This is a genomic window from Streptomyces alboflavus (assembly GCF_000716675.1).
GTDB lineage: Bacteria > Actinomycetota > Actinomycetes > Streptomycetales > Streptomycetaceae > Streptomyces > Streptomyces alboflavus.
Map to the genome: position 1 here is coordinate 63,453 of NZ_JNXT01000033.1, position 25,951 is coordinate 89,403.

Annotated in this window: 23 protein-coding genes and 2 pseudogenes; 12 read left to right on the plus strand and 13 right to left on the minus strand. The window is 73.0% G+C overall.

Annotated elements, in window-relative coordinates:
• Positions 1 to 75: 75 nt before the first annotated feature.
• Both OO63_RS23975 and OO63_RS23980 read left to right on the plus strand, forming a co-directional pair.
• Positions 76 to 2,301, plus strand: a complete 2,226-nt coding sequence (locus OO63_RS23975) for an acetate--CoA ligase family protein (protein WP_030361564.1) — start codon at positions 76 to 78, stop codon at positions 2,299 to 2,301.
• On the plus strand, positions 2,301 to 3,128 hold the full coding sequence (locus tag OO63_RS23980) for an enoyl-CoA hydratase/isomerase family protein (RefSeq protein WP_030361563.1): 828 nt from the start codon (positions 2,301 to 2,303) through the stop codon (positions 3,126 to 3,128). Before OO63_RS23975 ends, OO63_RS23980 begins: the two co-directional genes overlap by 1 nt.
• Positions 3,129 to 3,165: 37 nt before the next feature.
• Here the strand turns inward: OO63_RS23980 and OO63_RS23985 are convergent, their stop codons facing one another.
• The 3 genes from OO63_RS23985 to OO63_RS23995 all read right to left on the minus strand — a co-directional run bounded on the left by OO63_RS23985 (position 3,166) and on the right by OO63_RS23995 (position 4,863).
• Positions 3,166 to 4,020: a helix-turn-helix domain-containing protein gene (locus OO63_RS23985; RefSeq protein ID WP_030361562.1), complete on the minus strand. Its 855-nt coding sequence runs from the start codon at positions 4,018 to 4,020 to the stop codon at positions 3,166 to 3,168.
• Between the two features lie 80 nt (positions 4,021 to 4,100).
• Positions 4,101 to 4,631, minus strand: coding sequence for a DUF6879 family protein (locus OO63_RS23990; RefSeq protein WP_030361561.1), 531 nt, complete (start codon positions 4,629 to 4,631; stop codon positions 4,101 to 4,103).
• Positions 4,603 to 4,863, minus strand: a complete 261-nt coding sequence (locus OO63_RS23995; protein ID WP_030361560.1) for a hypothetical protein — start codon at positions 4,861 to 4,863, stop codon at positions 4,603 to 4,605. Before OO63_RS23995 ends, OO63_RS23990 begins: the two co-directional genes overlap by 29 nt.
• A 222-nt stretch (positions 4,864 to 5,085) precedes the next feature.
• Between OO63_RS23995 and OO63_RS24000 the strand changes: the two genes are divergently transcribed.
• The 4 genes from OO63_RS24000 to OO63_RS24015 all read left to right on the plus strand — a co-directional run bounded on the left by OO63_RS24000 (position 5,086) and on the right by OO63_RS24015 (position 8,086).
• Positions 5,086 to 5,592 carry a hypothetical protein gene (locus tag OO63_RS24000; protein WP_051811130.1) on the plus strand — a complete coding sequence of 169 codons (507 nt, stop codon included), beginning with the start codon at positions 5,086 to 5,088 and terminating at the stop codon, positions 5,590 to 5,592.
• Positions 5,589 to 5,768: a hypothetical protein gene (locus tag OO63_RS24005; protein WP_030361558.1), complete on the plus strand. Its 180-nt coding sequence runs from the start codon at positions 5,589 to 5,591 to the stop codon at positions 5,766 to 5,768. Before OO63_RS24000 ends, OO63_RS24005 begins: the two co-directional genes overlap by 4 nt.
• A 919-nt stretch (positions 5,769 to 6,687) precedes the next feature.
• The gene (locus OO63_RS24010) at positions 6,688 to 7,272 is read left to right on the plus strand and encodes a MepB family protein (protein WP_030361557.1); all 585 of its coding nucleotides are present in this window, start codon (positions 6,688 to 6,690) and stop codon (positions 7,270 to 7,272) included.
• A gap of 70 nt (positions 7,273 to 7,342) precedes the next feature.
• Positions 7,343 to 8,086, plus strand: a complete 744-nt coding sequence (locus tag OO63_RS24015; protein WP_078619322.1) for a flavin reductase family protein — start codon at positions 7,343 to 7,345, stop codon at positions 8,084 to 8,086.
• Between the two features lie 6 nt (positions 8,087 to 8,092).
• Here OO63_RS24015 and OO63_RS24020 read toward each other — a convergent pair whose 3' ends face one another.
• Complete coding sequence (locus tag OO63_RS24020; protein WP_199819536.1) at positions 8,093 to 9,547, minus strand: MFS transporter; 1,455 nt, start codon at positions 9,545 to 9,547, stop codon at positions 8,093 to 8,095.
• 60 nt (positions 9,548 to 9,607) lie between these two features.
• On the opposite strand from OO63_RS24020, the gene OO63_RS24025 reads away from it, so the two are divergent.
• Both OO63_RS24025 and OO63_RS24030 read left to right on the plus strand, forming a co-directional pair.
• Positions 9,608 to 10,639: a GlxA family transcriptional regulator gene (locus tag OO63_RS24025; RefSeq protein WP_051811132.1), complete on the plus strand. Its 1,032-nt coding sequence runs from the start codon at positions 9,608 to 9,610 to the stop codon at positions 10,637 to 10,639.
• Between the two features lie 71 nt (positions 10,640 to 10,710).
• Positions 10,711 to 11,283: a GNAT family N-acetyltransferase gene (locus OO63_RS24030; RefSeq protein WP_030361553.1), complete on the plus strand. Its 573-nt coding sequence runs from the start codon at positions 10,711 to 10,713 to the stop codon at positions 11,281 to 11,283.
• An 809-nt stretch (positions 11,284 to 12,092) separates the two neighbouring features.
• Here the strand turns inward: OO63_RS24030 and OO63_RS24035 are convergent.
• The 4 genes and pseudogenes from OO63_RS24035 to OO63_RS24050 all read right to left on the minus strand — a co-directional run.
• On the minus strand, positions 12,093 to 13,394 hold the full coding sequence (locus tag OO63_RS24035; protein WP_051811133.1) for an MFS transporter: 1,302 nt from the start codon (positions 13,392 to 13,394) through the stop codon (positions 12,093 to 12,095).
• A 114-nt stretch (positions 13,395 to 13,508) separates the two neighbouring features.
• Entirely contained in the window at positions 13,509 to 14,558 is a 1,050-nt protein-coding gene (locus OO63_RS24040; RefSeq protein ID WP_030361551.1) for a Zn-dependent alcohol dehydrogenase, read from the minus strand.
• Positions 14,555 to 15,865: an acyl-CoA dehydrogenase family protein gene (locus OO63_RS24045; protein ID WP_030361550.1), complete on the minus strand. Its 1,311-nt coding sequence runs from the start codon at positions 15,863 to 15,865 to the stop codon at positions 14,555 to 14,557. Before OO63_RS24045 ends, OO63_RS24040 begins: the two co-directional genes overlap by 4 nt.
• 254 nt (positions 15,866 to 16,119) lie before the next feature.
• A pseudogene (locus OO63_RS24050) lies at positions 16,120 to 17,028 on the minus strand (SDR family NAD(P)-dependent oxidoreductase); the annotation flags it as partial.
• A gap of 83 nt (positions 17,029 to 17,111) precedes the next feature.
• Here OO63_RS24050 and OO63_RS24055 point away from each other — a divergent pair.
• A complete protein-coding gene (locus OO63_RS24055) occupies positions 17,112 to 18,086 on the plus strand; it encodes a cyclase family protein (protein WP_051811134.1) in 975 nt (324 codons plus the stop codon).
• Between the two features lie 579 nt (positions 18,087 to 18,665).
• Here OO63_RS24055 and OO63_RS24060 read toward each other — a convergent pair.
• The 3 genes from OO63_RS24060 to OO63_RS24070 form a co-directional block, all read right to left on the minus strand.
• On the minus strand, positions 18,666 to 19,136 hold the full coding sequence (locus OO63_RS24060; protein ID WP_078619323.1) for an ATP-binding protein: 471 nt from the start codon (positions 19,134 to 19,136) through the stop codon (positions 18,666 to 18,668).
• Positions 19,137 to 19,602: 466 nt separating this feature from the next.
• Positions 19,603 to 20,496 (minus strand): acyl-CoA dehydrogenase family protein, encoded by an 894-nt coding sequence (locus tag OO63_RS24065; protein ID WP_030361546.1) that lies wholly within the window; start codon positions 20,494 to 20,496, stop codon positions 19,603 to 19,605.
• 7 nt (positions 20,497 to 20,503) lie between these two features.
• Positions 20,504 to 21,646 (minus strand): acyl-CoA dehydrogenase family protein, encoded by a 1,143-nt coding sequence (locus tag OO63_RS24070; RefSeq protein ID WP_030361545.1) that lies wholly within the window; start codon positions 21,644 to 21,646, stop codon positions 20,504 to 20,506.
• A gap of 158 nt (positions 21,647 to 21,804) precedes the next feature.
• Here OO63_RS24070 and OO63_RS24075 point away from each other — a divergent pair, with 158 nt between their 5' ends.
• Entirely contained in the window at positions 21,805 to 23,358 is a 1,554-nt protein-coding gene (locus tag OO63_RS24075) for a class I adenylate-forming enzyme family protein (protein ID WP_030361544.1), read from the plus strand.
• A 76-nt stretch (positions 23,359 to 23,434) separates the two neighbouring features.
• Here OO63_RS24075 and OO63_RS24080 read toward each other — a convergent pair whose 3' ends face one another.
• On the minus strand, positions 23,435 to 23,932 hold the full coding sequence (locus OO63_RS24080; RefSeq protein ID WP_030361543.1) for an EF-hand domain-containing protein: 498 nt from the start codon (positions 23,930 to 23,932) through the stop codon (positions 23,435 to 23,437).
• A gap of 304 nt (positions 23,933 to 24,236) precedes the next feature.
• Entirely contained in the window at positions 24,237 to 24,611 is a 375-nt protein-coding gene (locus OO63_RS24085) for an STAS domain-containing protein (protein WP_030361542.1), read from the minus strand.
• A gap of 319 nt (positions 24,612 to 24,930) precedes the next feature.
• Between OO63_RS24085 and OO63_RS24090 the strand changes: the two genes are divergently transcribed.
• Both OO63_RS24090 and OO63_RS42385 read left to right on the plus strand, forming a co-directional pair.
• On the plus strand, positions 24,931 to 25,524 hold the full coding sequence (locus OO63_RS24090; RefSeq protein WP_030361541.1) for a sigma-70 family RNA polymerase sigma factor: 594 nt from the start codon (positions 24,931 to 24,933) through the stop codon (positions 25,522 to 25,524).
• A pseudogene (locus OO63_RS42385) lies at positions 25,521 to 25,951 on the plus strand (hypothetical protein); the annotation flags it as partial. The gene OO63_RS24090 and the pseudogene OO63_RS42385, both read left to right, overlap by 4 nt.

Below are 25,951 nucleotides of genomic sequence, written 5' to 3' on the forward strand. Positions count from 1 at the left end.
TTCCTGACACAGCGTCAGTTCAGTAATCTGACTATGCGTCAGTTATGTTGCTGTCACACAGGAGCGGGCGGACCGATGCTTGGATCGACATACGGCACCTTCACCTCCGACCCCCGCCGCGCCCGCGCGGTGGCCTGCGGCAACCTCCCCGCCGCCACCGTGCACGGCCGCGCGGCGGCGACCGGCGACCTGGACGTCGGCGGCCGGCCGCTGGCCGCCGACGTGCCCGACCTCGACCGCTTCTTCCGCCCCGAGTCGGTCGCCGTGATCGGCGCGTCGGACGCGGAGGGGCGCCCGAACACCGGCATCACGCGCCAGCTCGTGGCGTGGGCGGAGCGCGTCGGAGCCCGGCTGCACCCGGTGCACCCCACCCGCGCGACGGTGTTCGACAGGCCCTGCTTCCCGTCCGTCGCCGACCTGCCCGAGCCGATCGACCTCGCCGTGCTCCTGGTCGGCGACCCGCTCCCCGTCATCAAGGAACTGGCCGAGGCGAAAGTGAAGTTCGCGGTGGCGTTCGCGTCCGGCTTCGCGGAGACCGGCGAGGCGGGCGCGCTCGCGCAGGAGCGCCTCGCGGCGGCCGTCAGCCGCTCGGGCATGCGTCTGCTCGGCCCGAACACCAACCTCAACGCCTTCGAGCGGTTCCGCGACGACCTCGAAGGCCCGGCCATCGCCCTCATCACCCAGTCCGGCCACCAGGGCCGCCCCGTCTTCACGCTCCAGGAGCTGGGCGTACGCCTCTCGCACTGGGCGCCGACGGGCAACGAGGCGGATCTGGAGACGGCGGACTTCCTCTCGTACTTCGCGGAGCGGCCCGAGGTGGGCGCCATCGCCTGCTACGTGGAGGGGCTCAAGGACGGCCGCTCGTTCCTGCTCGCGGCCGACCGGGCGGCGCGGCGCGGTGTGCCGGTGGTCGCCGTCAAGGTCGGGCGGACGGAGACGGGGGCGCGCACGGCGGCCTCGCACACCGGGAAGCTGACCGGGGCGGACGCGGTGGTGGACGCGGCGATGCGGCAGTACGGGGTGATCCGCGTCGACGGCCTCGACGAACTCCAGGACACAGCGACGCTGTTGGCGCGGGCGCGGCCGCCGCGGGCCGACGGGGTGGTCGTGTACTCCATCTCCGGCGGCACCGGCGCGCACTTCGCCGACCTCGCCACCGAGGCGGGCCTGAACCTGCCGACGCTCTCCACCGCCAAACAGGCCGAACTCCACGACTGGATCCCGCACTACCTGAACGTCGCCAACCCCGTCGACAACGGCGGCCACCCCGTGGGCGACTGGCGCGGCCGGAAGATCATCGACGCGATCCTCGCGGACCCGGAGGTCGGCGTCCTCATCTGCCCCATCACGGGCCCCTTCCCGCCGATGAGCGACAAGCTGGCGAAGGACCTGGTGGCGGCGGCCGAGCAGACGGACAAGCTGGTGTGCGTGGTGTGGGGTTCACCGCTGGGTACGGAGGCGGCGTACCGCGAGACGCTGCTCGGCTCGTCCCGCGTGGCCACGTTCCGCACCTTCGCGAACTGCATCGGCGCCGTGCGCGCCTACCTCGACCACCACCGTTTCACCGCCTCCTACCGCTCCCCCTTCGACGAGGCGCCACGCGCGGTCTCCCCCTCCTACCGCAAGGCGCAGGCCCTGCTGCGCCCCGGCCAGCGGCTCAGCGAACACGCGGCGAAGCAGCTGCTCCGGGCGTACGGGATCCGGGTGCCGCGCGAGCAGTTGGTGACCAGCGCGGCGGCGTCGGTCCGGGCGGCGGGCCTCGTCGGCTACCCCGTCGTCATGAAGGCGTCCGGCACCCGCATCGCCCACAAGACCGAACTCGGCCTGGTCAAGGTCGGCCTCACCTCCGCCAGCCAGGTCCGCGACGCCTACCGCGACCTCACCGACATCGCCCGCTACGAAGGCGTCGACCTCGACGGCGTCCTGGTCTGCCAGATGGTCGAACGCGGCGTCGAGATGGTCGTCGGCGTCTCCCCCGACCCCCTCTTCGGCCCCACCGTCACCGTCGGCCTCGGCGGTGTCCTGGTGGAGGTCCTGCGGGACGTGGCGGTGGGCGTGCCCCCGTTCGGCGAGGAGGAGGCCCGCCGCATGCTGTCCTCCCTGCGCGGCCGCGCCCTCCTCGACGGGGTCCGGGGCGCCCCACCGGCCGACCTGGACGCCCTGGTCGAGGTGGTCCTACGCGTCCAGCGCATGTCCCTCGAACTGGGCGACACCCTGGCCGAACTGGACATCAACCCCCTCCTGGTCCTGCCCCGGGGCCAGGGAGCGGTGGCGCTGGACGCGCTGGCGGTGTGCCACTGATGCCCACACCTCCGCAGCCGCCGCCTCCCCCGCCCGTCCTCCACACCCTCACCCCCAACGGCGTCTCCTGGATCACCCTCAACCGCCCCGAGGTCCTGAACGCGATCACGGCGGAGCAGCGCGACCACGTGATCAACCTCCTGGACGAGGCCACAACAACCCCCACCACCCGGGCGGTGGTCCTCACTGCCACAGGCAAGGGCTTCTGCACGGGCGCCGACCTGCGCGGCACCGGCACGCCCCCGCAGGACGCCGCCGACCGCACGGCGGGCGACATCTCCCGCACCCTCCGCCAAGGCGCCCAACGCCTCATCACAGCGATCCTCGACTGCGAGAAGCCCGTCCTCGCGGCGGTGAACGGCACCGCGGCGGGCCTCGGCGCCCACCTCGCCCTCGCCTGCGACCTGGTCCTCGCCGCCGAGTCCGCCCGCTTCATAGAGATCTTCGTACGCCGCGGCCTGGTCCCCGACGCCGCCGGCGCCTACCTCCTCCCCCGCCTGATCGGCCCCCAACGCACCAAGGAACTCATGTTCTTCGGCGACGCACTCCCCGCGGCGGAGGCGGAACGCCTGGGCCTGGTGAACCGGGTGGTCCCCGACGCGGACCTGGAGAAGACGGCCCAGTCCTGGGCGGACCGCCTGGCCACGTCCCCAACGCGGGCCCTGGCCCTCACCAAGCAGCTGGTCAACGCGTCCCTGGACACGGACCGCGCGGCTGCGCTGGCGGCGGAGGCCGCGGCGCAGGAGATCAACATGACGTCGGCGGACGCGAAGGAGGGGGTGGCGGCGTTTGTGGAGCGGAGGGGGGCTGTGTTTCGGGGGAGGTGAGGGGGTGCCTTGTCGGGGGAAGTGAGGGGGTGCCGCCTCATTGGAGGGCTTCGATCGCCCTGAGGATCAGGGCACGCGCCTCGGCCCCATAGACCGCCATGCCCCTCAGCTCCTCAAAAGCCTTCAAGTACAGGGTGATCTCCGAAGGCTGGGTGATCTTCACCTCCGCCGAGAGGAACTCCACGGACACGAGAGTGTCGTCGTACACGTGGAACGTCTCCACGGGCCACTGCCTTCGCTGCCGTGTCGCCATGGGCACGATGCCGAGCGACACCTGCGGGAGCGCGCCGGCGGTGAGGAGGTGGCCGAGCTGGGCGGCCATCGCGTCCTCGTCGCCCAGCTGGGCGTACAGGACGGCCTCCTCGATGAGCATCACGAATCGATGGCCCGGTTCGTGGATGACCCGGGACCGCTCGACGCGGGCGGCCGCGGCCTCCGCGCCGTCGTTGAAGGGGATGCCGCGGAAGTCGGCGATGCGGCTCAGCAGCGCGGCCGCGTATCCCTCGGTCTGCAACAGTCCCGGCACCATCGTCGAGGAGTAGATCCGGAACAGCCGGGTGTCATGGAAGAACTGCACCATGCTGTCCTGCAGTTGCTTCATGCCGCGCCGCACCTGATGGCGCCACTCGGTGTACATCGACTCGGCGTTCAGTGACTGGGTGACGATGTCTTCGGCCTGATCAGCCGCCCCGCACGCGGCCGTCCAGGCCCGTATGTCCGTGGCGGAGGGAGCGGTGACGGCGTTCTCGACGCGCGATGTCTTCGAGTGGTGCCAGCCGCACCGGTCAGCCAGCTCAACGACCGTCAACCCGGCGGCCTTTCGAAGGTCACGCAGCCGGAGAGCGACAACCTGGCGTGCGGCCTGGGCAGACGAAGACGGGGAGATGGGCATGAACTGGCCTGTCCGGTACGTACTGTCGGTGTCGTGGTGGTGTCGGCGTCGTGTCTCCTTCGGCGCCGGTATCGGTGACGTCAGTGGATCTCGTACTGATCGTGCGGGGTGGCGCGTGCCCACACCGCCTCGAACGCTTCGGCGCACAGTTTCGCAGAGTCCGGTGCGTCGGTTACTTCCTCGCCGGTCGAGGAGCCGTCACCGGCGAAGTGGTTCCAGTGGACCCAACGGCCGTCGAACAGCCAGAAGTCGTTGCCCGGCAGGGCGATGGCGCCGGTACGACGGCGAGGCAGCCACCGCACCTGTTCACCGGCGGCGACGTTGGTGAAGGTCCCGTCGTACAGGAAGCGGGTGTACTCGCTGACGGGCTCCGACACGATCCGGGCTCGGCGGACGGTGACGCCCCGACCCACGGTGTCCTGGATCAGGTCGAGCCACGGCCGCCACCAAGAGGCCCGCTCGGCGGTCGGATCGTGGCGAAAGCCCTTCTTCCAGTCGGCGAACGGGCCTTTCTCGTAGTCGACGGCGTACACGTCGCGCATCTCCAGATGCACGGCGGAGCGGGTGCAGTCCGCCATCAGTTCATCGAAGGTCGGAACGCTCGACGGCATCGCACGCCTCCCTGATCATATGCGTCATCCTGGCCGGGATACGAACCACGCTCTCGCCCTCCGGGATGCCCCAGGCATGGCCGGGAACCTCGAACGCGGCGCATTCCGACGCGAGTTCAGGCGTCGGCTTCCAGCCCTGGAAGACGATTTCCTGCTTCGCCTGGTCGACCCACACGGTGGGGCTCTGTTTGTCCCCGGTCTCGGGGTCGATTCCGATGAACAGCAGCGACATGACTGCCTCCTCTGCATGTGCGCTTGTGTGCACTAATTTCGCAGGACGCGGGTGGTGCAGCAGGGGCGCGAAGTAGCCATCACACTGGGCTAATTGAGCTCTGTGGACATAAATGCACATCGCTGGTGGCGCGGCCCTGCGCACTCGTACGGTCGGCGGATACGACGACCCCCGAGTCCGTACGACCGGCTCCGGGGCGCGACCGCTCGCGAAGGAGCCGACATGGTCGACATGAGCGCAGCGGTGGGCTCCGGGGCGGCGCCCGGTGCGCGGGACGATCGCGCAGCCGCGGTCTGGTTCGCGAAGGCGCACCCGCTGCCACGGCAGGTGGAGTCCGAGTGGGCGCTTCACGGTGTCGCGCTCCTGCCTCTCGGCGTACGTTTCGACGCCGTACGCGTCCCCGCTCAGCGCATCCACGACGCGGTGGGCAGCTCCGAGCCCAAGACGGTGGCGGAGGTCCTGGCCGCGCGGCTGCGTGGGCCCGTCATCCGTGCCACGCGCACCGGCAGCGGCTTCTACTACGCCCTCGTGGCGCCGGACGCCCCCTGGCCGGGAGCGGAGGACCGACTCGGGACCGGCACCTACCTGGCGGTGCCCCGCATCGGCCCACCGGTGTCCCCCGTCACGTACTGGTCCGTGCCCCCGCCCCGCCGGGGCAGCCTGTGCGCCCCCGCGCCCCTCTCCGCGCTCCTGGCCGTCGCGCCTGCCCCGGGAACGGAGGGACAGTGACCACCACCGACCACCTCGCGTCGCGCGCGGACGAGCTGTACCGGATCCACCTCCGCCACCTCGACGCCTGCCTGGTGTGCTGTGTCAGCGCCGAGTGCGGCGAGAGCGTGCGCCTGCGCCGAGCCGTACGTGCGGCTCGGCTTGCCGCCGACAAGGGGTGGCCGCGGCCGACGTGACCGACGTGGCCGTGGCCGCACGAGCCTTCCTCGCACCCGCGACGGACGTCCTACTGACGGGCGCCGATGAGGCAACGTCCGCGTCGGCCCCCCCCCAGATACGATCTGGCCGGGCCAGGGCGTGAGCCTCGACGGCATCTACGGCTCTCTCTCCCCAGACACACACGCACTTGCCCACCGTGCCACAAGGCCCCAGGCGCGGCTCCGACCGCGGCGGAGTGCGCGCTCTGCCAGACGGGCCCATGCGAGACGACTCCGACGATGAAGCACGAGGCCCTGCAGGCGCGTTGAGCGAGCGGTTGGCTCGGGACGTCTCGCACAGCACTTCCCTCGTGCAGTACTTGCCTCGCGCACACCGGCCCGGGCGCGCTGCCCCAGGGACCCGGGCTTGGTGGACGAATGACGACCGGCGGAGCGGCGCGAACGATAGAAATAGGCCTGCCTCAGCTGAAATGCTTACGACAATTCCGGGCGGCTGAGTGGCGTGTGCCTTATGCGCACAGGGTGTACGGATTTGCGACTTCAGGAGCGAAATACCGGTATCACAAGAAGCGAAGAGAAACGGGCTAGCAGCCACATAAAGCCGCAGGTCGCGGCCTGTGGTCCCCGCGCGTGCGGGGGTGGTCCCGCGGCGGCCTTCATCGTGATGCAGTCGACCAGGTGGTCCCCGCGCGTGCGGGGTGGTCCCGTCGTCTTCCCCACCCTGCCCTTCAGCCCACCGTGGTCCCGGGTGCGGGGGTGGCCCAAGCACGATCACCGGGTGGGCGAAATCCGTCATGTGGTCCCCGCGCGTGCGGGGGTGGTCCCGCCGGGCAGTGGCACGGAGTCTCCTCCGAGTCGTGGTCCCCGCGCATGCGGGGATACCAGCCCCACCCCGCCTCCAAACGAACCAGCCCCAGCAAGCTGACAAGATGGACGGATGTCAGCGAAACCCGGGGAACCCCCAGCTCCCGGCCCCCACCCGTCCGCCCCCTGGGCCGCCCTCGGCCCTCTCCACGACGATCTCCTCGCCGCCAGGGCGCTCCTCTACGACCCCCTCGGCTTCACCTGTTCCCAGCCGGTGCCCGAGGCCGAGAGTGCCGAGTACGGGGCGCACACGTTCACCTTGGACGGGCTGGACGTGCGGTTCCGTGTCGCCAAGACGACGCCCACCAAGGTGGGCCAGTTCGTCACCGTGTGGCAGCGGTCCGAGGAAGGGCCCATCCGGCCCTTCGACGAGGCGGACCCCGTCGACCTGTTCGTCGTCAGCACCCGCGACGGCGAACAGGTCGACGGGGAGCACTTCGGGCAGTTCGTGTTCACTCGTGACGTGCTCCGCGCACGCGGCATCGTGTCCAAGGGCGGGGTGGGCGGGAAGCGGGCCTTCCGCGTCTACCCGCCGTGGGTCGTCACCACCAGCCGTCAGGCTGAGCGCACTCAGGCCTGGCAGCGGGAGTGGTTCCTGGCGGTGCCCGAGGGCGGGGGCCTCGACGCCGGGCGCGCCCGGAAGCTGTACCACCCCTAGGCGCGGGGCAGTTCCACGTACCGTACCTGCGGGGGTTCCGATCTGACGGGGCGTCAGGTTCAATGGTTCCATGATGGGACACGCAGGGATGGCCGCCACCGTCGTCCGGTACCTCCGGTCGGTCGGGGCCCCGACCACCGCCGCCCAGCCGGTCGAGGCCCTGCCTCGGCCCCATCTGCGGGCCGTCCGCGAGGACGAGCGCGCACCGGTCGACGCGGCCGAATTCCGCCGGGTACTCGGGCACTTCGCGACCGGCGTGACGGTGGTGACGGCCCCGGCGACCCCGTCGGCCCCGTCGACCGCTTCGGCTCCGGCGGGCACCGCAGGGACCACCGCGGCAACCGCAGCCCCCTCGGCCCCGCCGACCCCACCGCTCCCCGCGCCCCCGGCGGGCCCCGCAGGCTTCGCCTGTCAGTCCTTCGCCTCCCTCTCCCTCAACCCGCCCCTCGTCTCCTTCATGGTCGCCCGCACCTCCACCACCTGGCCCCGCATCGCCCGCGCGGGCGTCTTCTGCGTGAACGTCCTGGGGGCCGGGCAGGGCGACCTGTGCCGGGCCTTCGCGGTCAGCGGGGCGGACAAGTTCGCGGGGGTCGAGTACGACGCCGCCCCGGCCACCGGGTCGCCCCGGCTCGCGGGCGCCCCGGCTTGGATCGACTGCGTGGTGCACGCCGTGCACACCGGCGGCGACCACCTCATCGTCGTCGGCCGTGTCGAGGCGCTCGGCACGGCCGAGGGAAGCGGCGAGGGCGAGGGCGCACCCCTCCTCTTCCACCGCGGCGCGTTCGGCGACTTCACGCCCCACGGAGGGAAGTAGGCCGCCTCACGCCACCAGCTCCGCCTCCCCCACCCCCCGCCGCCGGATCACCAGCACCATCAGCGCCGCCGCACACAGCGCCCCGGACGCGTACCAGACCACGTCGTAGCTCCCGAAGACGTCCCGCGCCACCCCGCCCAGGAACGCCACCACCGCCGCGCCGACCTGGTGCGACGCCAGGACCCAGCCGAAGACAATCGCGCTGTCCTCGCCGTAGTGCTCGCGGCACAGCGCCAGCGTCGGCGGGACCGTGGCGACCCAGTCGAGGCCGTAGAAGATGATGAAGAAGACCATCGGCGGGTGCACGGTCGGCGCGAGCAGCATCGGCAGGAAGAGCAGGGAGATGCCGCGCAGGCCGTAGTACACCGCGAGGAGGCGGCGGGACTCGAAGCGGTCCGTCAGCCAGCCGGACGCGATCGTGCCGATCACGTCGAAGATCCCGATGACGGCCAGCAGCGAGGCCGCCGCCGTGATCTGCATGCCGTGGTCGTGCGCCGACGGTACGAAGTGCGTGCGGATCAGGCCGTTCGTCGAGGCGCCGCAGATCGCGAACGAGCCCGCCAGGAGCCAGAAGGGGCCTGTCCGGGCCGCGTCCGCGAGCACCCGCAGCGTCCGCCGCGCCGCGCCGCGCGTGGGCGGCGGCTTCGGCGTGAACTCCCCTCCGTACGGCGCGAGTCCGACGTCCGCCGGATGGTCCCGCAGCAGCAGCCACACGAACGGCACCACGACCAGCGCCGCCAGCGCGACCGTCACCGACGCCGGGCGCCACCCGTGCTCGTCCACGATCCAAGCGCACAGCGGCAGGAACACCAGTTGGCCGGAGGCGCCCGCCGCCGTCAGGATGCCCGTCACCAGGCCCCGCCGCGCCACGAACCAGCGGTTGGTGACGGTCGCCGAGAAGGCGAGGGCCATCGATCCGGTGCCGAGGCCCACGAGCAGGCCCCAGTAGAGCATCAGCTGCCAGCTCGCCGTCATCCATACGCTGAGCAGCGCGCCCGCCGCGACCAGGCTCAGCGCCGTCACCACGACCTTGCGGATGCCGAAGCGGTCCATCAGCGCGGCGGCGAACGGCGCGGTCAGGCCGTACAGCGCCATGTCGATCGAGACCGCGAAGCCGATCTCGCCGCGCGACCAGGCGAACTCCTCGTGCAGCGGGTCGATGAGCAGGCCCGGCAGGGAGTTGAAGGCGGCGCCGCCGATGATCGTCACGAAGGCGACGGCGGCGACGAACCAGGCCCGGTGGATCCGGAACATCCGCCTCCGGCCGCCACCGTCCCGCTCCCGCGGCTCCCGCGGCTCCCCCGGACCCCCCGGGCCCCCTGGCTCCCCCGGCCCCCCGGGCTGCGGCGCGTGCGGCGACCGCGCCTGCGCCTGCTTCTGCGGCGACTTCGACAGCTCAGGCCGAGCCGCCCCGGCACTCCGCACCCGCGGATCGGTTGTCTCGTTCACGTCACACAGCATCCGCAGTCGCGGCCACCGCCATCGAGTGGCCCGAAGGACAGCATTCGCTAGGATCGGGCCATGACCATGGCCAAGGTCCAGGAGCAGGGCGCGCCCGCGCGGCCCGCACGGGCGCGGCGCCACCGCGTCGTCGTCCTCGCCCTCGACGGCGTCATCCCCTTCGAGCTCGGCATTCCGCAGCGGATCTTCGGGCGGGCGCGGAACGCCGCGGGCGAGCAGCTGTACGACGTCGTGACCTGCTCCGTCCGGCCGCCGGGCCCCGTCCGCACGGACGCGGACTACGCGATCCTCGTCCAGCACGGCCCGGAGGCGCTGGCCGATGCGGACACCCTCGTTGTCTCCGCCTCGTACGAGCTGGGGCCCGTGTACGAGCACGGCCGCCTCACCGACGAGCTGGCCGCCGCCCTCGCCCGGCTGCGGCCCGGCGCCCGCCTCGTCTCCATCTGCACCGGCGGCTACGTCCTCGCCGCCGCGGGCTGGCTGGACGGGCGGCCCGCGACCACGCACTGGTCGTCGGCGGACCACTTCCAGCGTCTCTTCCCGCGGATCAAGGTCGACGCGGACGTGCTGTTCATCGACGACGGCGACGTGCTGACCTCGGCGGGGGTCGCTGCGGGGATCGACCTGTGTCTGCATCTGGTACGCCGTGACCACGGCACCGCCGTCGCCAACGAGGTGGCCCGGCGCACCGTCGTACCGCCGCACCGCGACGGCGGACAGGCCCAGTACATCCAACGGCCCATCCCCGAGCCCCAGTTGGCGACGACCAGCCGGGCGCGGGCGTGGGCGCTCGGGCGCCTGGACGAGCCGATCCAGCTGCGGGACATGGCCGAGCAGGAGGCGATGTCCGTGCGCACCTTCACGCGGCGCTTCCGCGAGGAGGTCGGGGTCAGCCCCGGGCAGTGGCTGACCCGGCAGCGGGTGGAGCGGGCGCGGCATCTGCTTGAGGACAGCGACCTGTCGGTCGACCAGGTCGCGCGGGACGCGGGGTTCGGTACGGCGCAGTCGATGCGGCAGCACTTGCAGGCGGCGCTCGGGGTGACGCCGACGGCGTACCGGCGGACGTTCCGGGCGGAGGACGCGCGCCCCTAGCGGAGGACGCGCGCCGATAATGGGGACACGAGGGAAACAGGGAAGCAAGGATCACGGGGAGGGTACCGAGCATGTTCGCGATATCCCTGGGTGCCGACGGCGCGGAGCTGCGTCCGTTGGAGCCCTGGCAGGCCGAGGAGTTCCTGGCCCACATCGACCGGGGGCGGGAGTTCATCGGGCGGCACAACGGCCTCCCGGACGTCGTCCACGACCTGGCCTCCAGCCGGGCCTACCTCCAGGCGTACGCCGACAAGGCCGCCGCCGACACCGGCCGGATCTGCGGCATCCACCTGGACGGCGAGCTGGTCGGCGCGGTCATCCTGCGCACCATGGACGTGGCCAACGGCACCGCCGAGGCGGGCTGCTGGCTGGAGCCCGCGGCGGCCGGCAAGGGCCTGGTGACCCGGGCCGCCCGCACCCTCATCGACTGGGCCGTCGAGCACCGCGGCATCCACCGCGTGGACTGGTGGGTCTCCTCGGCCAACGCCCCCAGCATCGCCGTCGCCCGCCGCCTCGGCATGACCCGCGACGGCGTCCTCCGGGAGAGCCATCTGTACCGGGGGCAGCGGCACGACGAGGAGATCTGGTCGGTCCTCGCCCCGGAGTGGCGGGCGGCGAAGTCGGAGGCGGCGTCGGCGGGTTGAGCCCCGGGGCTGGGTTCCCCTGGTCCCCGCGCGGTGCGGGGGTGATCCCGTCTTGAGCCGCGGCTCGTCGGCCAGGATGTTGTGGTCCCCGCTGCCTGCGGGGGTGGTCCCGGCCGTATCCAGGTCCGTGCCAACCCGGACGAGTGGTCCCCGCGCGTGCGGGAGTGGCCCCAGGTGCCACTTCTTGTCCGGCGGGCAGGTGGCGTGGTCCCCGCACGTGCGGGGGTGGTCCCGTTAAGGACTTCGTCAAGGGGCTGATCCCGGGGCGGTCCCCGCTGCCTGCGGGGGTGGTCCGATGACGCCCTTCGAGATGCTGGGCCGGATCGGGTGGTCCCCGCGTGTGCGGGGGTGGTCCCCCGTTGCCGTAGTGCCCGACATAACACTCGGCGTGGTCCCCGCACGTGCGGGGGTGTTCCACCCAACAAGCCGAAGGGCACCGCGTGGGAGTAGTGGTCCCTGCGCACGCAGGCGTGCTCCCCGAGCGGTTCGCCGAGCAGACCTCCGCACGAGGTGGTCCCCGCGCGCGGGGGTGATCCTGCCGGTAAGGGCACCAACCGCACGGCCTGCGTGTGGCCCCTGCGAACCGCAGGGGTGGCCCCGACCCGTGCAACGCCTGCACGGAGGTCAACATCTAGTCCCCGCACAGCGGGGGTGATCCCCGGCTCTGCACCTCCACGCTCAAGCGCGACGAGCGGTCCCCGCACCCGCGGGGCAACGGGCCGGGCCGGGCCGCACCGCCGACCGAGCACACAGGCGAACTGCCGCCACACACACCGAGCCGAGCCCGGCGACCTCCCCGGGACGGGGCCTCAGCACCGCCGCTCCGACCCCGGCCTCTCCGCCTCCACCACGCCGTCCACCTCGCCCTCGCCCCCGCCCTCGACCGCCACCTTCGCCGCCACCGAACCCACGGCGCCACCCCCCGAAGCCGCCGCGAGCCCCCCACCGCCCACCGGCCCCGGCCGCACTTCCGCCAACGTCCCCACCAGCGTCAGGACCACCGTCAACGCGACCCCCGCCAGGATCGCCGTCGACGGAGTCGTGACGCTGAGGAGGGCCCCGGCCATGGACCCGCTGACGGCGTACCCCGCCCCCACCGCCGCGTACATCAGGGAATAGCCCGCCGCGAGCGCGCTCGGGGGCAGGACCTCGCGCAGGGTCAGGTTGCGGGTGAGCATCGAGCCCGCCTGGAGAAAACCGGCGCAGGCCAGGCCGACGGCCAGCCAGGCGGCTGTGGGCAGGACGGCGACGGCGGCGAGGCAGCCGCTGACGCCGAGCATGCACACCAGGCTCTGCGTCCGAAGACGGCCGGGCCACCTCCGCAGCCCGTACACGAACGAACCGGCCGCCGAGCTCACCGCGAGCCCGGCGAGCAGCGGCCCCGACATGCCGACGGATATCTCGCGCTGCTCCAGGAGCGCGGGCAGCACCAGCTCCGCGAGGGCGAGCAGCGACAGGCCGGCCGCCCCCGTCACGTACACCGGCCAGGCGCGGGCCAGGATGCGCAGCATCGGCTCACCGTCCCGGTCGGACTCGTCCGCCTTCCAGCCGGCGGGCAGCAGCCAGAGCCCGGCCACGGAGAGCCCCATCAGGGCGGCGGCCAGGAGCAGCGGCAGGCCGGGCGCCACACCGAGCGCGAGGCCCGTGACGGCCGCGGGCGCGATCGCCCATATGCCGAAGACCAGGACGGACTCGGCGGACATGGCCTGCGCCACGGCCCGCTCGGGCACCAGGCTGTTGAGGATCGCGCGCAGCCCGCCGGGCGCCGCACCGGGCGCACCGCCCGCCACGAACGCGCAGGCCGCGAGCACCACGGCGGGCGCGTCCGGCAGCGCGCCCAGCGCCGCGAAGCCCGCCGTGCCCACCCCGAGGCCGACGGCCAGCTGCGGCCGCGCCCGCTCGGGCCGCATCCGCATCCCCAGGAGCGCCGCCCCCACGATCTCGCCGATCACGTACACCGCGGCCAGGATCGCGCCCAGCGCGTACCCGCCCTCTCGCTCGCGCACCAGGAACACCACGGCGAGGGGCGCCATGGCCACGGGCATCCGGGCGCCCACGGCCACGACGGCCCAGGTGAGGGTCCCCCGTGACGCGATCTCGCGATAGCTCATGCGTACGAAGGTAGGGCACCCCACTGACATCGCCCCACGGCTTTTCCCGCGAGCGAAAGAGGGAGCTGATGAGGGAGCTGATGAGGGTCGGAACTCGGTGGCGGGGCCGGTCGTTCAGAAGACAAGGACCCCCCGCGCCACCTTCCCCGCCTCCGCGTCCGCCCGCGCCGCCGCGAACTCCGCCACCGGATACGTCCGCGTCACCAGCTCGTCCAGGAGCAGCCGCCCGGACAGGTACAGGTCGGCGTACAGCGCGAAGTCGCGCTGCGGGCGCGCCGAGCCGTAGCGGCAGCCGAGGATCGACTTGTCCAGGAACAGGGACGAGACGAGGAACGACGCCTCGGCCGTGGCGGGCGGCACGCCGAGCAGGACGGCCTGGCCGTGCCGGTCGAGGAGGTCGACGGCCTGGCGGATCAGCTCGACGCGGCCGACGCACTCGAAGGCGTGGTCGGCGCCGTTCGGCAGGATGTCCGGCACGCCCTTTGCCGACGACAAGAAGTGCGTGGCGCCGAACTGCCGCGCCACCGCCTCCTTCTCGGGGTTGGCGTCGACGGCGACGACGGTCGTGGCTCCGGCGATGCGCGCGCCCTGGAGGACGTTGAGGCCGATGCCGCCCGTGCCGATGACGACGACGGAGTCCCCGTACGCGACCCGCGCGCGGTTGAGCGCGGCGCCGACGCCGGTGACGACGCCGCAGCCGATGAGGGCGGCCGAGGTCAGCGGGATCTCCTTGGGGATGCGGACGGCCTGCACGGCCTTGACGAGGGTGCGTTCGGCGAACGCCGAGTTCGCGGCGAACTGGTAGAGCGGCTTGCCCGCGCGCGAGAACGGCTGCTGGGGCATGCCGATGGCCTTGCGGCACATGGTGGGGCGGCCCCGGTGGCAGTGCGCGCAGGCCCCGCAGTTGGCGATGGTGGACAGGGCCACGTGGTCGCCGGGCGCGACGTGCTCGACGCCCGCGCCGACCGCCTCGACGACGCCCGCGCCCTCGTGCCCGAGCACCACGGGCGGCGGGAACGGGATGGTGCCGTCGATCACCGACAGGTCGCTGTGGCACAGCCCGGCGGCCGCGACGGCGACCAGGACCTCCCCGGGTCCCGGGTCGCGTATCTCCAGGTCGTCGACGACCTCGACCCGCGCCCCGTCGAACACCACGCCTCTCATGGCGTACCCCTCACCGGCCCCTTGGCCTCTCTCGGCAGTCCGAGCACCCGCTCGGCGATGATGTTCCGCTGGATCTCGTCCGAACCCCCGTAGATCGTGTCGGCGCGCGAGAACAGGAACAGGCGCTGGAGCGCGTCCAGTTCGTACGGGGAATCGGTGCTCCAGTCCGTCGGCCCGACGGCGGCGGCGCTCCCCCGCACGGCCATCGCGAGCTCGCCGAGCCGCTGGTGCCAGCCGCCCCACAGCAGCTTCGCGACGCTGGGCGCACCCGCGACCCCGCCGCCGTTCCCCAGCGTCCGCAGCGCGTTCCACCGCATCACCCGCAGCTCCGCCCACTGCCGCACGAGCCGGTCCCGCAGCACCGGGTCCGCCGCCGCCGTCCCGGCCCCGAGCGCTTCCTGTACGACCCGTCCCAACTCCTCGGTGAAGCCGATCTGCTGGGCCAGCGTGGACACCCCGCGCTCGAAGCCGAGCAGCCCCATGGCGACCCGCCAGCCGTTGCCCTCGCCACCGACGACGTGGGCGGCGCGCGCGTGTGCCCCGTCGAAGAACACCTCGTTGAACTCGCTCGTGCCGGTCAGCTGCCGGATCGGACGCACCTCGATCCGGCCGGGCTGGTCCATGGGCAGGAGCAGGAAGGACAGGCCGTGGTGGCGGCGCGATCCCGGCTCGGTGCGCGCCAGGACGAAGCACCAGTCCGCCTCGTGCGCGAGGGACGTCCAGATCTTCTGTCCGGTGACGCGGTACGTCCCGTCGGCGTCCCGCACGGCCGTGGTGCGCAGGCCCGCCAGGTCGGATCCGGCGCCGGGCTCGCTGTATCCCTGGCACCACAGGGTCTCGCCGCGGGCGATGCCCGGCAGGAACTCGTCCTGCTGCTCCTTGCTGCCGTGCGCGAGGAGGGTGGGCGCGAGCAGGTTCTCGCCGATGTGGCCGCAGCGGCCCGGCGCGCGCACGCGCGCGTACTCCTCGGCCCAGACGACCTGTTGGGTCAGCGTGGCCCGCCGGACGCCGTACGCGGCCCGGTCGACGCCCCGGCCCGTGTCCCGGCCCGCGCCCTGGTCGGCACTCCGGCCCGTGTCCCGGCCCGTGCCCCGGTCGGCACTCCGGCCCGTGTCCCAGCCGATGCCGATCCACCCGCCACGCCCCAGCTCCCGCTCCCACGCCCGCCGCACGTCCCCGCGCTCGTGCTCGCTGCCGGGCCCACCGCGCCCCGCGGCCCCCGCGAACTCCCCGGTCAGCCGCTCCTGGAGCCACGCCCGCGCCTGACGCCTGAACGCCTCGTCCGCGGTCCCGAACTCGAAGTCCACGGCGCGGCCTAGGCGTCGGGCCGGGAGGAGGACGCGGGGGCGGCACCGGGTCCGGAGCCCGTACCGGGACCAGCGCCCGCACCTGGGACGGAGGCCGAGCCGGAAGCCGTACCGCCGCCCGAGCCGGAAGCCGTACCAGCCCCCGAGCCAGAAGCCGTACCGCCGCCCGAGCCGGAAGCCGTACCAGCCCCCGGGCCGGAGGCCGTCCCCGCCCCGGAGCCCGCGGCACCCGGCCTGCCCCCCGGCGGAGCCCCCGCGTTGGGCCGCTCCTTGGCCGCCGCCGCCCGCGCCATCTCCTCCAGCTTCGTCAGGAGCGGCATCGGGTCCGTGCCGACCGTCCCGGGCAGGAACTCCGCGATCCGCTCCGGCGTCCAGCCGCCCTCGGCGTACCCGGCGCGCAGCTCGCGCGGCTGCGCCCAGACGGCGATCTTCGGGCCCGCGATCGTGTACACCTGGCCGGTGATCCGCTCCTGGCGCGCGCGGTCGCTGAGCAGGTAGACGACGAGCGCGGCCACGTCCTCGGGGTCGCCGATCTCCGTCAGCACCATGGGGACGTTCGCGGACATCCGGGTGCGGGCGACGGGGGCGACGGCGTTGGCGGTGATGCCGTACTTGTGCAGGCCGAGGGCGGCGCTGCGGACCAGGGAGATGATGCCGCCCTTGGCGGCGCTGTAGTTGGCCTGGGCGACGGAGCCCTGGTGGTTGCCGCTGGTGAAGCCGACGAGGGTGCCGTGGCCCTGTTTGCGCATGACGGCGGACGCGGCCCTGAAGGCGGTGAAGGTGCCCTTCAGATGGGTGGCGAGGACGGGGTCCCACTCCTCCTCCGCCATGTTGAACAGCATGCGTTCGCGCAGGATCCCGGCCACGCACACGACGCCGTCGACGCGCCCGTAGCGGGCGAGCGCCACGTCCACGATCCGCTGGCCGCCCGCCATCGTGGAGATGTCGTCCGCGACGGCCACGGCGTCGCCGCCCGCCGCCTCGATCTCCTTGACGACGGCCGCGGCGACCTCGCTGGTGGGCTCGGCGCCCTCGACGGACACCCCGTAGTCGTTGACGACGACCTTCGCGCCCTCGGCCGCCGCGGCGAGCGCGACCGCCCTGCCGATGCCCCGTCCGGCGCCGGTGACGGCGACCACCTTGCCTGCCAAGAAGTTCCCCACACCGGCCCCTTCCCGCGGTTTCTGACGGACCGTTAGATTTTATGACCCGTCAGACACCGGAAGACAAGCCCCGGGGAGCACTCATGTCAGCGCCGTCCGACCCCGCGGCCGCCCCGGCCGCGCCCTCCGCCCCGTCCATGCCGCCCGAGTTCGCCGACATCGCCGAGCGCGTCAACAACTGGGGCCGCTGGGGCGCCGACGACGAGATCGGCACCCTGAACCTGATCACCGACGCGGTGGTGCGCGTGGCGGCCGCCACGGTCCGCTCGGGCCGCCGGGTGCCGCTCGCGCTGCCGCTGCGCCGGGACGGCGTGCAGACCGGATCGATCCCGGGCCGCGTCAATCCGCTGCACACGATGGTGCAGATCAACCAGCCGCTCTTCGGGCCCGGTTCGGTCGCGACCAGCGACGACACCGTCACGATGGGCCTGCAGGCGGCTACGCACTGGGACGCCCTGCCGCACGTCTCGCACTCGGGCGTGATCTACAACGGCCGCCCGGCGGACACGATCACCGCACACGGGGGCGCCCGCTTCAGCGGCATCGGGACGGCCGCGTCCGTCGTGTCGCGGGGCGTCCTGCTCGACGTGGCCCGCGCCAAGGGCGTCGACCGGCTGCCCGCGGCGCACGCGGTGACTCCCGAAGACCTGGACGAGGCGGCGGAGTTCGGGGGCGTCACCGTCGGCGCCGGGGACGTCGTCCTCGTACGGACGGGGCACGTCCGGGCGTATCTGGCGGGTGACCGGCGCGGTTACGGTTATCCGTCGCCGGGTCTCTCGGTGCGGACGCCGGAGTGGTTCCACGCGCGGGACGTGGCGGCCGTCGCCAACGACACGCTCACCTTCGAGATCTTCCCGCCGGAGATCGAGAACCTGTGGCTGCCGGTGCACGCCCTGGACCTGGTCGAGATGGGCATGCCGCAGGGGCAGAACTGGAATCTCGAAGAGTTGTCCACAGCCTGTGGAGAAGAGCGCCGCCACAACTTCCTGCTGTCGGCGACGCCGGAGCCCTTCACGGGCGCGACAGGCGGACCGGTGGCGCCGGTCGCGATCTTCTGAGCCGTGACCCTCGGGCACCCGGGTCCGAGCATGGACCTCCGGGTCGGAGTTCGGGTGGCGGCGCGTCGGCGCCCGCCCCGAGCGCTGTACCGCGCGCCGCCATCCGGCTCCGGCGTACGAGCCCCCGCCCCCCTTCTGCCCTGAAGGAGCGCCACGCCGAATCACGACCCGCACCTCGCCAAGGACCGGGCCACAGGCGCCAGCGCCCCTCGGCGTCCCCTCGCGGCGAATCGCTGCACACAAGCGTGATCAATTGGTCACGGTACGTCAACACCGAGTCGGGGATTTATGGGGTTTGCGGCTTTTACCCCTGCCCGCGCACGGCCGCGCATCGGGGCACGGAACGGCGCATGCGACGGCACACCGGGCGGCGCGGGCGCGCGGGGCGGCGGGCGGAGGCGGAGCGGGGCAGACGGGGAGCGGGGGCGGCCGGGGGTGACACGGTTCCGCCCCTGGGGTCACACGGGTTCGTACGCGGGGTCACGCGGGTTCGCGGGTGAGCTCGTACGGTTTCGTACGCGAGGCCCCTCGGGTTCGCAGCAGGGTCACGCGGGTTCCCGCGCGGCCGGTGCGGGCGCGCTACACCGCTTCGTACGCGACGTCCTCGTGGGTGGTTCCGTCGAAGGTGACGGCGGGGGTGCCCGCCTCGCACCGGTCGACCTCGCACCAGATGCTCTTGCCGGTGCCCTCGTGCCGCCAGCCCCAGCGGTCGGCGAGCCCGTCGACCAGCTCCAGGCCGCGGCCGTTGGTGTCGTCGCCCTCGGCGTGCCGGGGGCGGGGCGGGCGGGTGCTGCGGTCGGCGACCTCGACGCGGACGGTGCCGGGCTCGTCGGCGGGGACTCCGGGCAGCAGCATGCGCAGGACCGCCGGACAGCCGGTGTGCACAACGGCGTTGGTGACCAGCTCCGAGATCAGCAGGATCAGCGTCTCGGCCACCGGCTCGTCGGCAGCTATACCCGACCCGGCGAGCCGTGACCGGGCCCATCTGCGGGCCCGGCCCACTTCCGCGGGATCGGGACCGACTTCCAGCTGAACTTGAAGCACCTGCACCGCTCACACCATCCGAACCGGCGGACACATCGCCTCGTGACTCCACAAGGTCACAGAACGTGAAACCCTTGAGAGACAGCATGGTTGACGTTCAGTCACCCCAACAAGCGCTTCGGGCATATTCCAGCGTGAAGGAGTACGCGTGCGGCATACTGTGCGACGCGCGCCGCAGGGTGTCGAACAGGCGGGCGCTCGGCCTCGTCCTGCGCGGCGAGAGGAGCGCGTTACCAGGCACGGAGTTGCCTCAGGGGCAACACCGGCACAGCCCGGCCTCAGGACCTCTCGCATCTGACACAAGGTACCGGAGCCGGGCGCCGACTCCGCGTCGTGACGAGTCACGCCTAGGACACAACCCGATATCGACGCTCGGTGCGACGCTAAGTAGCCTTACCGCCTTTTCCCGGCCGCACAAGTCGATCATGAAACCAGCCCCGTGGCGCACCCCCGTCCGCCCGCACCGGACCCCTCACAGCGCCGCCGCCAGCGCCTCCTCGGCCTCCGCCGCGCCCCCGCCGAGCCCCGCCCGCACCCACGCCCGCTTCAGATGCAGATGGACGTCGGACTCCCAGGTGAACCCCATGCCACCGTGCGCTTGCAGACAGTCACGGGCGTTGCGTACGGCGGCGTCGTCGGCGAGCAGCCGGGCCCCGACGGCTTCGAGGGGGTCGCCGGTGACGGCGGCGGCGTACACGGCGACGCGGGCCAGCTCCGCGCGGACCAGCATGTCGGCGCACAGGTGCTGCACGGCCTGGAAGCGGCCGACGGGGCCGCCGAACTGTTCTCGTTGCCGGGCGTGTTGGACGGCGAGTTCGCCGGTGCGGGCGGCGGAGCCGAGCTGTTCGGCGGCGCGCAGGAGGACGGCACGGGGGCCCTGGGCCTCCCCGCCGGGCAGGTCCCGCGCGTCCCCGCCCGGCGCGCGTTCCGGTACCCGGTGCAGCGGCGTCAGCGGGTCGACGGACCGCAGGGCCACCGCCCCCGCCGCGTCCCCGAGCACCACGTCGGCCTCCTCAAGACACGGCACGAACGGCCCGGCGACGGCGGTGACGACCGTCTTCCCCTCGGCGGCGCCCGCGACCTCACCGGCCGCGAGGAACGTCGCCACGGCGGGCCCGGGCAGCAGCACCCGGCCCGCCTCCTCGAAGGCCAACACGGCCTCGGGAAGGCCAAGTCCGACGCCGCCCGCGTCCTCGGGCAGGCAGAGCGCGAAGAACCCGGCGTCGCCGAGCGCCCGCCACAGCTCCCGGTCGAGGCGGGGCGCGTCGACGGCGGCCCGCAGCGCGTCCCGCCCGAACCGCCCTTCGAGCACGTCCCGCAGCCCGCGCCGCAACGCCCGCTGGTCCTCGTCGAGTTGGAAGTCCATGCGCCGCTCACCGGCCCTTCGGCAGGCCGAGGATCCGCTCGGCGACGATGTTCCGCTGGATCTGCGAGGTCCCGGCGGCGATGGTGTACGACAGCGAGGAGAGGCGCTCGCGCGTCCAGGGCTCGTCGAGGTCGAGGGCGCCGGGGCCGAGCACCTGGGCCGCCGTGTCGTACAGCTCCTGGCGGGCGTGCGAGTAGCGCAGCTTGAAGACCGAGCCGCCGACGCCGGGCACCCCGCCGGTGCGCTGGGCCTCGCTGACGTTCCACTGGGTGAGCCGCCACAGGGCGGCGAACTCGGCGCTGAGGCGCCCGAGCCCGCGCCGAAGGACCGGGTCGTCCCAGCGTCCGTTGGCGCGCGCCGCGCGGGCGAGGTCGCCGAGCAGCCTGCGGCAGGCCACGACCTCCCCCACGAAGGCCGTGCCCCGCTCGAACGACAGGGTCACCATGGTCACGCGCCACCCGTCGTTCTCGGCGCCCACGCGGTTCGCGACGGGCACCCGCACCTCGTCGAGGAACACCTCGGCGAACTCGGCGGAGCCCGCGAGGGTCCGCAGCGGGCGCACGGTGATCCCGGCCGCGTCCATGGGCAGCGCGAGCCAGGTGATGCCCCGGTGCTTGGGCACGTCCGCGCTCACGGGGGTGGTCCGCACCAGGAGTTCGCACCAGTCGGCGACCTCCGCGTGCGAGGTCCAGATCTTCGAACCGCTCACTACGTAGTCGTCGCCGTCCCTCCACGCGCGCGTGCGCAGCGACGCGAGGTCGGATCCGGCGTCCGGTTCGCTGAAGCCCTGGCACCACACCTCGTCGCCGCGCAGCATCGGCGGCAGCCACCGCTCGCGCTGCTCGGCGGTGCCTTCGGAGGCGATGGTGGGTCCTGCGTGCAGCAGGCCGACGAAGTTGGCGCCGACATAGGGGGCGCCCGCCTTCTCCGTCTCCTCCAGGAAGATCAGCCGTCGGGTCGGGGACGCGTCCCAGTGCACCTCTCCGTAGCCAGCGTCGTACAGCGTCCGCTGCCACGCGGTGTCGTACGCCCGCCGTCCCGGCCAGTCGTCGGGCGACGGCTTCCCGGGGAGCTTCGGCAGCACCTCGGCGAGCCAGGCCCGCAGCCCGGCCCGGAAGTCTTCCTCTTCCTCCGTGTACGTCAGGTCCATCGAGGTCCCCTCACCCGACCATTTCTGACGGATCGTCAGGAGCAGGCTAGCCCCGCACCTCTGGACCGACAAGGAGCGGGGCTCTACGCTCACGGCACTATCTGACAACCCGTCAGAACTACTGTCCCGGGCACCAACGCGACCACGAGGGGGCCGCCGTGCACGACGACACCGCCCACGCCCTGAGCGACTGCGGAACGCTCTGGGAGCTGATCGAACGCCGCGCCGCCCTCACCCCGGACACCCCCGCCCTCATCCAGGCCGCCGCCGACCCCGTCGCCGACCGCGTCCTCACCTTCGGCGGACTGCGGGACACCTGCGAGCGGGTGGCGGCGGGCCTGTACGGGATGGGGGTGCGGCCCGGGACGGTCGTCGCCTGGCAGTTGCCGACGCGGATCGAGACCGCCGTCCTGTCCTTCGCGCTCGCCCGCGTCGGCGCCGTCCAGTCGCCCGTGATCCCCTTCTACCGGGACCGCGAGGTCGGCTTCGCGCTGCGGGAGTCGAAGGCCGCGTACTTCGCCGTGCCGGGGGTGTGGCGCGGCTTCGACCACACCGCTCTCGCCCGGCGGCTCGGCGCGCGCGGCGTGTTCACCGCGTACGACGAACTCCCCGAAGGCGACCCCGGCATCCTGCCCCCGCCGCCCACCGACGGCCGCGCGGTGCGCTGGATCTACTGGACCTCGGGGACGACGTCCGACCCCAAGGGCGTCCTGCACACCGACCGCTCCCTGATCGCGGGCGGCTCCTGCCTCGCGCACGCGCTGCGCCTCACCCCCGCCGACGTCGGCTCGATGGCCTTCCCCTTCGCGCACATCGCGGGCCCCGACTACACGGTGATGCTGCTCCTGTACGGCTTCCCGGCCGTCATGTTCGAGCACTTCGCGCTGCCGGACGCGCTGGCCGGCTACCGGCGGCACGGGGTGACGGTCGCGGGCGGCTCCACCGCGTTCTACTCGATGTTCCTCACCCAGCAGCGCGCGCGGCCCGCCGAACCGCTGATCCCCACGCTCCGCCTGCTCGCGGGCGGCGGCGCCCCCAAGCCGCCCGACATCTACCACGCCGTCGTGACCGAACTCGGCTGCCAACTGACGCACGGCTACGGCATGACCGAAGTCCCGATGATCACGATGGGCGACCCCGACGACAGCGCCGAGCACCTGGCCACCACGGAGGGGCGCCCGCCCGCCGGGATGGAGATCCGCATCACCGACGCCGACGGCAAGGAGCTGCCGGCCGGCACCGACGGCGAGGTGCGGCTGCGCGGCGAGGCCGTCTGCGCGGGCTATCTGGACGCGGCCGCCACCCGGGCCGCCTTCGACGCGGACGGGTTCCTGATCACCGGGGACCTCGGGCACGTACGGGAGTCGGGGCACCTGGTACTCACGGGCCGCGCCAAGGACATCATCATCCGCAAGGGCGAGAACATCTCCGCCAAGGAGATCGAGGACCTGCTGCACACCCACCCGGCGGTGGCCGACGTGGCCGTGATCGGCCTGCCGGACGCCGAGCGCGGCGAGCGGGTGTGCGCGGTCGTGGAACGGGCCCCGGACGCCCCCGCGTTGACGCTCCCGGAGGCCACCGCGTACCTGCGCGGCCAGGGCCTGTCCGTGCACAAGCTGCCGGAGCGCCTGGAGCTGGTGACGGCGCTGCCCCGCAACGAGGCGTTGAGGAAGGTCCTCAAGTACAAGTTGCGGGAGCGCTATGCGGAGTGACTCGGGATGAGGTGAGGGGCACGCGCGCGGGTGCGCGCGTGCCCCTCGGGAACCGTGGTCGTACGTCCTGCCCGGGCTACTCGGGAACCGTGAAGTACGAGGCGAAGGCGCTGACCGCCTGGTCCTCGGTGACCGTGCCCAGGTCGGCGGCGGCCTGCGCGGCGACGCCCGGCTGCACGCCGAGGACCCGGAGGACCCGCTCGACCTCCGCGCCGGTGACCGAGCCGTCGGCGTCGCCGTCCGCCAGGGCGATCAGCGCGTGCAGGAACGGCCGGGCGATCTCCGCGAACCGCGCGGAGTTGTCCCGCAGCCGCTTCACGGCGCCGCCGACGAACTCCTCCCGCGTGATCCGCTGGTCGCCGTCCCGGTCGGCGATGCCCGCCATGCCCTGCCAGAACGCCTCGGCCCCGCTGTAGAGGGCCTGGCCCTTCTCGGACCGCGCCGTCACCCCGAACTCCGCGAGCAGCGCCTTGGCCGCCGTGCTGAAGTCCTCACGGGAGATGTAGCCGTTGCCGTCCTGGTCGAAGGTGGCGAAACGGGCCGCGATCCTGCGTTCGTACTCGGCACTGTCCATGGTCTTCGGGCCGCCTCACTTCTCATGCGGTTGGGGGGGTCGGCCGCCGCGACCTGGGCCGGGCGGCCGTACTACAGGTATCTGTCCAGGAGCGTACGACGCCGCCGCCCGCCGGGAGGCGGAAAAGCGACGCCTGTGCCAAGACCGCTGGAATTCCGGGACACAGGTGTGTCACGGGCGCGATCCCGCCGCGGCGCGCGCCGGTCGGGGCATCCGCTCGGGACGGTTGTATCAGCATCGCGATCTTGACCGGGACGTGGGGCTCCGTTGCCCTCCGCTTGTCCTCCGGCCCGGCCGCGCGGACCTACGCGGTCAGCGGCGCGGCGCTGTCGTCGACGGCCGACTCGGCGTCCGGATACACCTCGAAGAGGCGGCGTACGCCGAGGGCGGCGAGGACGCGGTTCACGTGCGAGCCGTCGACGGCGCCCTGGGCGGGCAGGATCAGGCGCAGCCGGCCGCGGCAGGAGCGCATCAGACGGCGCGTGGTGATCAGCACGCCGACGCCGCTGGAGTCGCAGAAGAACACGTCGGACAGGTCGAGGACCAGACTGCGGCGGCCCTCGGCCACGGCGTCGTGCACGCGCTGGCGCAGCACGGGTGACGCCAGGAGGTCCATCTCCCCCGACACCCGCAGCACGACCCAGTCGCCCTGCTCGCCCACGGCCACCTTCAGCGCCACGCGTCAGCCTCTCGTCCGTGGATCCGACTCTCGTCGACTGCTGCCGACCGATGCCGACTGATCCGGAAGCAGCTCCTTCGGTTCCTCTTTCGCGGCTGCCCCACGGCTCTTCCATGAAACACCAGAGCCCCACACGCCCCGGAAGCGGGCCGGTGACGGCGGCCGAGTTCAATATCATCCACGGCCCCGCCGGGGCCCGCATTGCCGCAAAGAACGGGAAAGCGCGGGGAAAGGGCGGTGCGCTGTCAGTGCCGCCGACTACATTCGATGTAACGGTGAGGGTGAGGGACTGAAGACGGCGAGCGCACGAGGGGGCCGCATGCCGAAGGACGCGCCGCGTCGCTGGGACCGCCGCATGCAGCAGCGCCTGGCGCACGGAGAGGCAGCCGCGCTCGGGGAGCTGTACGACCACTTCGCGTCGCTGGTGCACGGCCTCGCGCACCGCGTCCTCGGCGACGTGGCGGCGGCCGACCGCATCACGCGCGAGGTCTTCACCCACGTCTGGGAGAACCCCGAGGCGTACGACCCCAAGCAGGGCCCGCTGCGCTCCTGGATCGCCATGCTCGCCCACCAGCAGGCCGTGCGCCGGCTGCGCCAGACCGAGTCCGCGGCGCTCGCCCGGGGCGGCGAGGGCACCACCGAGGACCTGGAGCGCACGGTCCGCCGCGCCTCCGCCGCCGCCCGCGCCGACTACATCGTCACGGCCATGCCCGCCCCGCTGCGTGCCGCCCTGGAGTTGGCCTATTTCCAGCGCCGGGACTATCGCCAGACCGCCGCGGACCTCGGCGTCACCGAGGACGAGGCCCGCCGCAGGCTCCGCCTCGGCCTCCAGCTCCTCTCCACCGCACACGACATCGCGCCCACCGACGAGCCCACCGACACCGGAGCCCACGGCTACGGGAGAGCACTGTGACCAGGCCCGACCAGCCGGACCCGTACGAGGACGACAACACGGGCCGCCCGGACGGCGAGGAGCCCCCGGGGGCAGCGGGACGCACCGGCGGTGGCGCACCACGCATACCCGCGCCGCGGGTGTCGGTGGAGGACGGCGGGGGGCCGCTGCCGGAGGGGTGGGGGTTCCCTGGGCGGGGGGCCGGGGCGGACCTGGAGGCCGACGCGGGCTCGGGGGCTGGGTCGGGCTCGGGGGCCGACGCGGGCTCGAAGGCCGACACGGGCTCGGGAGCCAGCTCGGTCTCGGGGGCCGACGCGAGCTCGGGGGCCGACGCGAGCTCGGGGGCCGGTGCGGACCCGGAGGCCGGTGCAGACCCGGAGGCCGGTGCAGACCCGGAGGCCGGTGCAGACCCGGAGGCCGGTGCAGACCCGGAGGCCGGTGCAGACCC